Raw genomic sequence first — 9546 nt, forward strand, 5'->3', positions numbered from 1 at the left:
GGACATGTACAGCACCAGCAACGAGTGCCGCTCGTCCGATGGCTATTGCCCGGAAGCCGTTTACACGATGACGCCCGCCAACACCTTCCGCTGACCCTGCGTCATGAACACCTCCGACCGAGACCGTCACCGCCTGCTGGCTGCCGTGGCCATCTGCCTGCTTGGCACGACCGCCTGTGGCGGCGGGGGTAGCAGCACCACCACACCATCGCCATCGCCTGAACCAGCCCCGGCACCCGCTCCGGCCCCGATCCCCGTTCCAACCCCAGGTCCGGCCATGAACTGCATGGGGGGCTGGTCTTATGCCAACCTCTACACCACCCTGCGCACCCCCGTGCGCTTCTGGCTGTCCGACACCGTGGCCAACGCGGCCATTGATGTCGAGATGCAGGTGCAGATCCGGGCTGACGACGGCTACTACTACCTCAGTGGCCGCCAAATGACCGGGCGCTTGCGCCTGAGCTTGTGGGCCATCCCTGCCAATGGACAGATCGGGAAGAACGGGGTTGTCGGTCACCTGATCGCACGCTCCCCAGCGACCATGGTCGGCGGCCAGGGCAGCGGGACGGATCAGTTGTGGCATGTGTCGGTGGCGTTCATGAAGCTGCAAGCCAGCGGCACCGCTCCACCCGCTGGCAACTACTGCATTGCCCTGAGTGCCGATGAGGAAACCAGCACCGGCACACCGCCGTGCGCGACACAGGATCGCTTCTGCCTCAACGCCTGGTACACCTTCGACAACGCCGTCACCTTCCAGTGACCGGCCAATCTGGGCCGCGGGCATCGCGGCGCCGGATAATCCCGCCCCATGGAAACCTTTGACGTCGTCATCGTCGGGGCCGGTGCAGCCGGCCTTTTTTGCGCCGGTCGCGCCGGACAGCTCGGCCAACGCGTGCTGCTGCTTGACCACAGCCCGAAAATCGCCGAGAAAATCCGCATCTCCGGCGGCGGTCGCGCCAACTTCACCAACCTCGACACGACGCCAGCCAACTTCCTCTCGGACAACCCGCGCTTCTGCCGCTCGGCACTGGCCCGCTACACGCCTGGCGACTTCATCGCGCTCGTACGGCGCCACGGCATCACCTTCCATGAGAAACACAAAGGCCAGCTCTTCTGCGACCGCAGTGCCGAGGACCTGATCACGATGCTGCTGCGCGAGTGCGACACGGGAGGCGTGGTACGGCGCCAGCCGTGTGGCGTCAAGGCCATTCGGCAGCGCAGCGGTGACGCCGGTGGATTCGAACTCGATACCGATGCCGGATCTGTGCAGGCGTCCCGGCTGGTGATCGCCACCGGTGGTTTGCCGGTGCCCAAGATCGGTGCGACCGATTTCGGCCTGCGCATCGCCCAGCAATTCGGCCACACCCTCATTGCGCCACGCCCAGCGCTCGTTCCACTGGCCTTTGACCCTGTGCGATGGGCGCCCTATGCAGCGCTGTCGGGCGTGGCGCTGCCGGTCGGCATCTCGGTGGGCAGTGGCAAGCTGCGCACCACATTCCTCGAAGATCTGCTGCTCACGCACCGTGGACTGAGCGGGCCGGCCGTGCTGCAGATCTCCAGCTACTGGCGACCGGGTCAGGCGCTGCAAATCGACCTGGCGCCAGGCGTGGACCTGGGGGCGCGGCTGCTGGCAGCCAAGCAGTCGTCGCGGCGGCAGCTCGGCAACGAGTTCGCCGCGCTGCTGCCCACGCGACTGGCCGAGGCCTGGCTCCAGAGCGCCGGGCTGGACGCGCAGCGCCCGATGCCCGACTGCAAGGACAAGGACCTGCAGACCGTCGCCCAGCGCGCCCGCGCATGGGAAGTCTCCCCGATCGGCGACGAAGGCTGGAAAAAGGCCGAGGTCATGGCCGGCGGTGTCGACACCCGTGAACTCAGCTCGCAGACGCTGGAAAGCAAGCGCGTGCCGGGCCTGCACTTCATCGGCGAGGTCGTCGATGTGACCGGCTGGCTCGGTGGATACAACTTCCAGTGGGCCTGGGCGAGTGCCGCCGCCTGTGCGGACGCCCTCGCGATGGCCTGATCACCACTTGGTCATTGATGCAGGCGTCCTGTTTCATCAACAAGAAATCGAAGATTCACCAGCCCCCGCAAACTCGCCTATAATCCAAGGCTTTGCTGGCAAAGAAGCCTGTTCGAGTCGGCGGCACCAGGGTTTCCGGAACCCCGCGTCGGCCACCGAGGGCATAAACCGAAGGATCTTTCAGTTCATGACGACCATCCGAGTCAAGGAAAACGAGCCGTTCGACGTTGCACTGCGTCGCTTCAAGCGCACCATCGAAAAGCTGGGCCTGCTGCCTGACCTGCGCGCTCGCGAGTTCTACGAGAAGCCCACGGCCGAGCGCAAGCGCAAGAAGGCTGCCGCCGTCAAGCGCCACTACAAGCGCGTGCGCTCGATGCAGCTGCCCAAGCGGCTGTACTGAGCCCGGTGTACTCTGCACAGCGTGCTGTGCAGATGCAACCAGCGTTCGACGAAAGTCCAGAACCCGCGCGGGACGCCGTTGCGGGTTTTGTCATTTCCGGACCAATGTATTCAGCCCCCAGGACCACCCAGGATTCCCCATGCCCCTCAAGGACCAGATCACCGAAGACATGAAGGCCGCCATGCGCGCCAAGGACACGGCGCGCCTCGGCACGATCCGCCTGCTGCTGTCGGCATGCAAGCAGAAGGAAGTCGATGAGCGCGTGACGCTGTCGGACGCCGACGTGGTTGCCATCGTCGACAAGCTGATCAAGCAGCGCAAGGACTCGATCACGCAGTTCACCGCTGCCGGCCGCATGGACCTGGCCGACAAGGAAAGTGCCGAACTGGTGGTGCTGGAGGCGTACCTGCCCAAGCGCTTGGGTGCGGACGAGATCGATGCGGCCGTGCTGGCCATCGTGTCGGAACTGGGCGCGTCCGGCCCCGGCGACATGGGCAAGGTCATGGGTGCCGTGAAGCAGCGCCTGGCGGGCAACGCCGACATGGGACTCGTCTCCGCCGCCGTCAAGCGCGCGCTGACAAAATGACAGGCACTTCCGGAGCACCGCAATGAGCCATTCCCTGCCGATCCAGCGCATCGCTGCCGATGTCTGCGTCTCCCCGCAACTCACGCCCGCCGCGATGGCCGATGTGGCCGCGGCCGGTTTCCGCAGCGTGATCAACAACCGCCCCGATTTCGAGCACGGCCCGGATCAGCCCACCAGCGCCGCCGTCGAAACCGCCGCACTGGCCGCCGGACTGCAGTACGCACACCTGCCCGTCGCGGGTGGCTACCAGAGCCCCGAGGAGATCGCCCGCTTCGCCGAGCTGATTGCCACGATGCCACGCCCGCTGCTGTGCTTCTGTCGCAGCGGCGCTCGCTCGACCCGGCTTTTCATGGCGGCCACGCAGGCGGGCTGAGGCCGGCCGCGGTGGTCGGCCACCACACGGTGACATGGCAATGCGCATCCTCGATGCGTTCGGCTTCGCCCTGGGTGCGTAGTGCTGCGTAGTCGTAAGACCCGATGCGGCCAGAGGGAGTTTTCGGGTGTCATACGGCCATCGTCGGCGATCCCTTGTCGGCCAGATGGTTTCTTTGTTATCCGGAGATCTTTTCTTGACTGCCCTCCTACAACTCTCCCGATGGATCGATGCGTTCACTGAACGCATCGGCCGTTCGGTTTCCTGGCTGGTGCTGATCACCGTGGTCATCTCCGCAGGCAACGCGATCGTGCGCAAGGCGTTCAACAACAGCTCGAACGCCCTGCTCGAAATCCAGTGGTACCTGTTCGCGGCCACCTTCTTGCTTGCCGCCGGCTACACCATGCTGCGCCAGGAGCACGTGAAGATCGACGTGGTGATCGGTCGTTTCTCCAAGAGGACGCAGATCAAGGTCGACATCTTCGGCATCGTCTGTTTCCTGTTTCCGATGGTGTGCGCCGTGCTCTACCTGTCAACGCCACTGGTGCTCCAGGCCTATGCCACCAGCGAGATGTCGTCCAACGCCGGGGGCCTGATCCGCTGGCCGGTGTTCGCGCTGCTGCCGGTGGGCTTCGCACTGCTGGGCATCCAGGGTGCATCGGAGCTGATCAAGCGCTTCGCCTATCTGCAAGGGCTGATCGAGGATCCGACCCAGAAGAAGCAGGAGAAGACCGCGGAAGAGGAACTGGCCGAAGCCATCCTCGCCGCCCAGACGGCCAACGCAGCCAACAAGAGACAGGGAGCCGCACGGTGATGGAATTCCTGATGGCCAACATGGCCCCCATCATGTTCCTGGGGCTGATCTGTTTTCTGCTGCTGGGCTATTCGGTGGCGTTCTCGCTGGGTGCCTGCGGGCTGCTGTTCGGCTTCATCGGCGTCGAGCTGAACCTGCTGCCCTCTGCCCTGCTGCAAGCCATGCCGCTGCGCATCTTCGGCATCATGCAGAACGACACGCTGCTGGCGATTCCGTTCTTCACCTTCATGGGCCTGATCCTCGAACGCTCGGGGATGGCCGAGGACCTGCTCGACACCATCGGCCAGCTGTTCGGCCCGATCCGTGGCGGTCTGGCCTACGCGGTGGTCCTGGTCGGCGCGATGCTGGCGGCCACGACCGGTGTGGTCGCGGCCTCCGTGATCTCGATGGGCCTGATCTCGCTGCCAATCATGCTGCGCTACGGCTATGACCGCCGCGTCGCATCGGGCGTGATTGCGGCCTCGGGCACGCTCGCGCAGATCATCCCACCATCGCTGGTGCTGATCATCATGGCCGACCAGCTTGGCAAGAGCGTCGGCGATCTCTACAAGGGTGCCTTCATCCCCGGCTTCGTGCTGACGGGCCTGTACGTCGGCTACATCCTGCTGATCAGCTTCATCCGTCCGACCTGGGTGCCGGCACTGCCCAAGGAAGCGCGCACCATCCGCGAGGACAACGGTGACTCCGGCCTGCCCTCGCTCGGGCTGCTGACGCTGCTGTCGGTGGCCTGCGCCGTGGCCTTCGCCAAGACCCGCCCGGACACCACGCCGACCGACGAGCTGATCGTCGTGTCGATGTGCCTCGGTGTGGGCATCGCCTTCGTGCTGTCGGTGCTCAACAAGGTCACGGGCTTGAAGCTGCTGTCGAAGATGGCCGAGCGTGTCACCTTCGTGCTAATCCCGCCACTGGGTCTGATCTTCCTGGTGCTGGGCACGATCTTCCTGGGCATCGCCACGCCGACCGAGGGCGGCGCGATGGGCGCCGTCGGCGCACTGGTCATGGCCGTCAGCCGCGGCCGCCTCAGTCTGCGCCTGCTGCGCCAGGCCATGGACTCCACCGCCAAGCTGGCCTGCTTCGTGGTGTTCATCCTGATCGGCTCGACCGTGTTCAGCCTGACCTTCCAGGGCGTGGACGGACCGAAGTGGGTCGAACACCTGCTGACCGGCCTGCCAGGCGGCCAGGTGGGCTTCCTGATCGTGGTGAACATCCTGGTGTTCGTGCTGGCCTTCTTCCTGGACTTCTTCGAGTTGAGCTTCATCGTCGTGCCGCTGCTCGGCCCGGTGGCCGAGAAGCTGGGCATCGACCTGGTCTGGTTCGGCGTGCTGCTGGCGGTGAACATGCAAACCTCGTTCATGCACCCGCCGTTCGGCTTCGCGCTGTTCTACCTGCGCAGTGTCGCGCCCACGCAGGACTACAAGGACCGTGTCACCGGCCAGCTGACCGCCAAGGTCACCACCGGCGAGATCTACTGGGGAGCGATTCCGTTCGTGGGGATCCAGATCCTCATGGTGGCGCTGATCATCGCCTTCCCGAACCTCGTGTCGGGCGGTCTGGGCAAGAAGGAAGCCATCAACACGGACAACGTGCAGATCGAATTCCAGGCCAATGACGTGAAGAAGGACGACGATCCGATGGCCGCCTTCAAGGACCTGCCGAAGGACGGCGAAAAGCAGTAGCGTCTCACCGGACGGCACCGGCCGCCCGGGCCGGCACGGGCACGCATTCATTGATAAGCTCATGGAATGCGCGCCCGTTTTTCGTTCACCATCCGGGTTCTCTCCCGGCCCCTGCCCACCGCACTCGCGGCCCTGGGACTGCTCGCAGGATGCGGTACCGCCCCGCCGCTGAAGCCGCCGCCGGGCCTCTCCGCCAATCTCTGGCAAGCCCCCTTGCCGCATGCCGGCCGCACCGCCGATCTCACCCGCTGGTGGCAACAGTTCGACGATCCGCTCCTTCCCGCACTGGTCGACGAAGCGCAGGCCACCCACCCGCTGCTGGCCCAGGCTGTCGCACGGGTGGAACAGGCCCGGGCTGCACAGCGCATCAGCGCCGCCGCCGGCTGGCCAGGCACCACGGCGAATGCACAGGCCAGCCGCGGCGCCACGGCAGCCACCGGCTTCAACACCGTCAGCCAGCTCGGCGCAGGTGTCGATGCCGGCTGGGAAATCGACCTGTTCGGCCGCGTGCGCCAGGGTGTCCAGGCTGCACAGGCGCGGGCAGCGCAGGCCGAACTCGGCTGGCACGATGCGCGGATCTCGCTGGCCGCCGAAGTGGCGCAGACCTACCTGGGCCTGCGCACCTGCGAAGCGCTGGTGGCGCTCTACACGCGGGAGTCCGACTCGCTCGGCCGCAGCGCGGCACTGGTCCAGCGCAAGGCCGATGTCGGCTTCGAGGCCCCTGTGCATGCCCGACTGACCCAGGCCGCCGCGGCTCAGGCCCGCGACCGGGTGGCGGCGCAGCAGACCGAGTGCGCCCTGGCCACCCAAGCCCTGGCCATGCTGACCGGCAGCACCGCGGACGGGCTGCACGAACGCCTGGCGACGCGCACTGCCCGGCTGCCGATTCCCAGCAGTTTCACGGTGGCCACACTGCCCGCTGCCACACTGGCCCAGCGCCCTGACCTGGCGGCGGCCGAGCAGGAACTCCAGGCCAGCGCCGCCGAGGTCGGTGTCGCCGAAGCGGCCCGCTGGCCGCAGCTGACGCTCAACGGCAGCATCGGCATCGGCCTGGTGCGGGCAGGTGGCACGACCACCGACGCGCTGACCTGGGGGTTTGGCCCGAACCTGACACTGCCGGTGTTCGACCACGGCCGCCTGCAGGCCCAGGCCGATGCAGCCCGTGCACGCTATGACGAGGCCCGCGCGGGCTATGCCGTCAAGCTGCGCAGCGCAGTGCGCGAAGTCGAGGAGGCGCTGCTGCGCATTGACGCCAGCCAGCGCCGCGAGGCCGATGCGCGCACTGCCGCCGAGGGTCTGCGCAGCGTCCTCACCAGCACCGAGGAACGCACACGCCTCGGTGCCGCCAGCGTCCTCGAGACCGAAGACGCCCGCCGCCAGACGCTGTCGGCCGAAGCCACGCTGCTGGCGCTGCAGCGGGAGCAGGTCGCCGCCTGGATCAGCCTCTACCGCGCCGTTGGCGGCGGCTGGACCCGCGGCGGCGATGCGCTGCCGGTCCGCACCAGCCTGCCCGGATCCCCGGCATGACAGGCCCTCGCGTGCCCACACCCCGTCATTCCCGCACACGCGGGAACCCACACACCGCCTCCACCCGTGTGACCCCCGCCATGCACCGTTCCCTGTCACCCACCCACCTGCTGACGCTGGGCCTGCTGGCCTCCGCCCTCGCCTGGCGGGTCCAGGCCGCCGAGGCGCCCGCCTCCGCAGCGACCAAGGCCGCGCTGACCGTGTCCGTCACCGCCCCACAGACCGGCAACCTGCCCCAGTCGCTCGCCGCCAATGGCAGCGTGGCCGCGTGGCAGGATGTCGTGATCGGCGCCGAGACGCAGGGGCTGCGGCTGGTGGAGGTGAACGTGCAGCTCGGCGACCGGGTCAAGAAGGGCCAGTTGCTCGCCCGCCTGCAGGCCGAGACCCTCGCCGCCGACCTCGCCGGCACAAGAGCGGGCCTGGCCGAGGCCGAGGCGACACTGGCCGAAGCGCAGGCCAACGCCGAACGCGCCCGTGCATTGCAGTCCAGCGGAGCGCTGAGCACGCAGCAGATCCAGCAATACACCACCGGCGAAGCCACCGCCCGTGCCCGGCTCCAGTCGATCAAGGCCCGCCTGGCGGCCGACACACTGCGCCTGAACCAGACCAGCATCAAGGCGCCGGATGACGGCATCATCAGCGCACGCATGGCCACGATGGGCGCCATCGCCCAGCCGGGGCAGGAGCTGTTCCGGCTGATCCGCCAGGGTCGGCTGGAGTGGCGTGCCGAGGTGCCCGCCGCCGATCTGCACCGGCTGCAGCCCGGCATGGCCGTGAAGGTTGTGCCCGCAGGCGGCGGCGCGATCGACGCCAAGGTGCGCATGCTCGCACCGACGGTCGATGCCACCACCCGCAACGGACTGGTCTACGTCGATCTGCCCGCCGGTAGCGCAGCGCGGGCCGGCATGTTCGCCCGCGGCGAGTTCGTCATCGGTCAATCGACGGCGCTGACGCTGCCGCAGACCGCCGTGCTGCTGCGCGACGGCTACAGCTACGTGTTCCGCCTGGGCAAGGACAACCGCGTGCTGCAGACCAAGGTGCAGGTCGGCCGGCGTCTGGGTGACCGGATCGAGGTGACAGGCGGTCTGGAGGCGGCCGCGCAGGTCGTCGCGCAAGGCGGCGGTTTCCTGGCCGATGGCGATCTCGTCCAGGTGGTCGCTGCACCCGCGGGAGCCAAGCCGTGAACGTGTCCTCCTGGTCGATCCGCAACCCGATTCCGGCGATCCTGCTGTTCATCCTGCTCACGCTCGGCGGCCTGATGGGTTTCCGGGCGATGACGATCCAGAATTTCCCCGACATCGACCTGCCGACGGTGATGGTCACAGCCGCCCTGCCCGGCGCGGCACCGGCGCAGCTCGAAACCGAGGTGGCCCGCAAGCTCGAAAACGCGCTGGCCACGCTCAAGAGCGTCAAGCACATCTACACGCTGGTGAACGATGGCGCCGTCACCATCACGGTCGAATTCCGGCTGGAAAAGCCCACGCAGGAGGCCGTGGACGACGTGCGCGATGCGGTGGCGCGGGTACGCTCGGACCTGCCCGGCGATCTGCGCGACCCGGTCATCCAGAAGATGGACCTGGCCGGTGCACCGATCCTGACCTACACCGTCGCCTCCGACCGCATGGACGACGAGGCGCTGAGCTGGCTGGTGGACAACGCCATCACCAAGCAGATGCTCTCGGTGCGCGGCGTCGGTGCCGTGTCGCGGGTGGGCGGCGTGACGCGCGAGGTGCGGGTCGAACTCGATCCGGCGCAATTGCTGGCCCTCAACGCCACGGCCTCGGACGTGTCGCGCCAGTTGCGCCAGATCCAGCAGGATGCGCCCGGCGGGCGCAGCGACCTCGGCGGTGCCGAACAGGCCGTGCGCACCATCGCCACGGTGCAGAGCGCAGAGGAACTCGCACGACTGGAAATCACCCTGTCGGACGGGCGCCATGTGCGCCTCGACCAGGTGGCACAGGTCAGCGACACGGTGGCCGAGCCGCGCGCAGTCGCGCTGCTGAACGGCCAGCCAGTGGTCGGTTTCGAGATCACGCGGTCCAAGGGCGCAGGTGAAGTGGCGATCGCCGCGGACGTGCGGGCCCGGGTCGAGGCCCTGCGCAAGCGCTACCCCGACATCACCTTCACCGAGGCGTTCAACTTCGTCGATC

10 protein-coding genes are annotated in these 9546 nt (G+C 67.3%); all 10 read left to right on the plus strand.

The genetic code is table 11. The annotated features are described in order from the left end of the window. Positions 1 to 277 precede the first annotated feature (277 nt). Positions 278 to 760: a hypothetical protein gene (locus AB3X43_RS07930; protein WP_369429313.1), complete on the plus strand. Its 483-nt coding sequence runs from the start codon at positions 278 to 280 to the stop codon at positions 758 to 760. Positions 761 to 808: 48 nt separating this feature from the next. Continuing rightward, complete coding sequence (locus tag AB3X43_RS07935) at positions 809 to 2020, plus strand: BaiN/RdsA family NAD(P)/FAD-dependent oxidoreductase (RefSeq protein WP_369429314.1); 1212 nt, start codon at positions 809 to 811, stop codon at positions 2018 to 2020. Between the two features lie 187 nt (positions 2021 to 2207). Then, positions 2208 to 2420 (plus strand): 30S ribosomal protein S21, encoded by a 213-nt coding sequence (rpsU, locus tag AB3X43_RS07940; RefSeq protein WP_179635735.1) that lies wholly within the window; start codon positions 2208 to 2210, stop codon positions 2418 to 2420. Between the two features lie 139 nt (positions 2421 to 2559). Continuing rightward, positions 2560 to 3006, plus strand: a complete 447-nt coding sequence (locus AB3X43_RS07945; protein ID WP_369429315.1) for a GatB/YqeY domain-containing protein — start codon at positions 2560 to 2562, stop codon at positions 3004 to 3006. Positions 3007 to 3028: 22 nt separating this feature from the next. Continuing rightward, on the plus strand, positions 3029 to 3379 hold the full coding sequence (locus AB3X43_RS07950) for a protein tyrosine phosphatase family protein (RefSeq protein WP_369429316.1): 351 nt from the start codon (positions 3029 to 3031) through the stop codon (positions 3377 to 3379). A 196-nt stretch (positions 3380 to 3575) separates the two neighbouring features. Then, positions 3576 to 4193 (plus strand): TRAP transporter small permease subunit, encoded by a 618-nt coding sequence (locus AB3X43_RS07955; protein WP_369429317.1) that lies wholly within the window; start codon positions 3576 to 3578, stop codon positions 4191 to 4193. Continuing rightward, positions 4193 to 5869, plus strand: coding sequence for a TRAP transporter large permease (locus AB3X43_RS07960; protein WP_369429318.1), 1677 nt, complete (start codon positions 4193 to 4195; stop codon positions 5867 to 5869). Before AB3X43_RS07955 ends, AB3X43_RS07960 begins: the two co-directional genes overlap by 1 nt. A gap of 66 nt (positions 5870 to 5935) precedes the next feature. Continuing rightward, a complete protein-coding gene (locus tag AB3X43_RS07965; RefSeq protein ID WP_369429319.1) occupies positions 5936 to 7396 on the plus strand; it encodes an efflux transporter outer membrane subunit in 1461 nt (486 codons plus the stop codon). Between the two features lie 80 nt (positions 7397 to 7476). Further along, complete coding sequence (locus AB3X43_RS07970) at positions 7477 to 8580, plus strand: efflux RND transporter periplasmic adaptor subunit (protein ID WP_369429320.1); 1104 nt, start codon at positions 7477 to 7479, stop codon at positions 8578 to 8580. Then, the coding region (locus AB3X43_RS07975) for an efflux RND transporter permease subunit (RefSeq protein WP_369429321.1) at positions 8577 to 9546 on the plus strand (970 nt) is incomplete at its 3' end. The genes AB3X43_RS07970 and AB3X43_RS07975, both read left to right, overlap by 4 nt.

This window comes from Sphaerotilus sp. (assembly GCF_041083715.1).
In the GTDB taxonomy this organism is placed as follows: domain Bacteria; phylum Pseudomonadota; class Gammaproteobacteria; order Burkholderiales; family Burkholderiaceae_C; genus Sphaerotilus.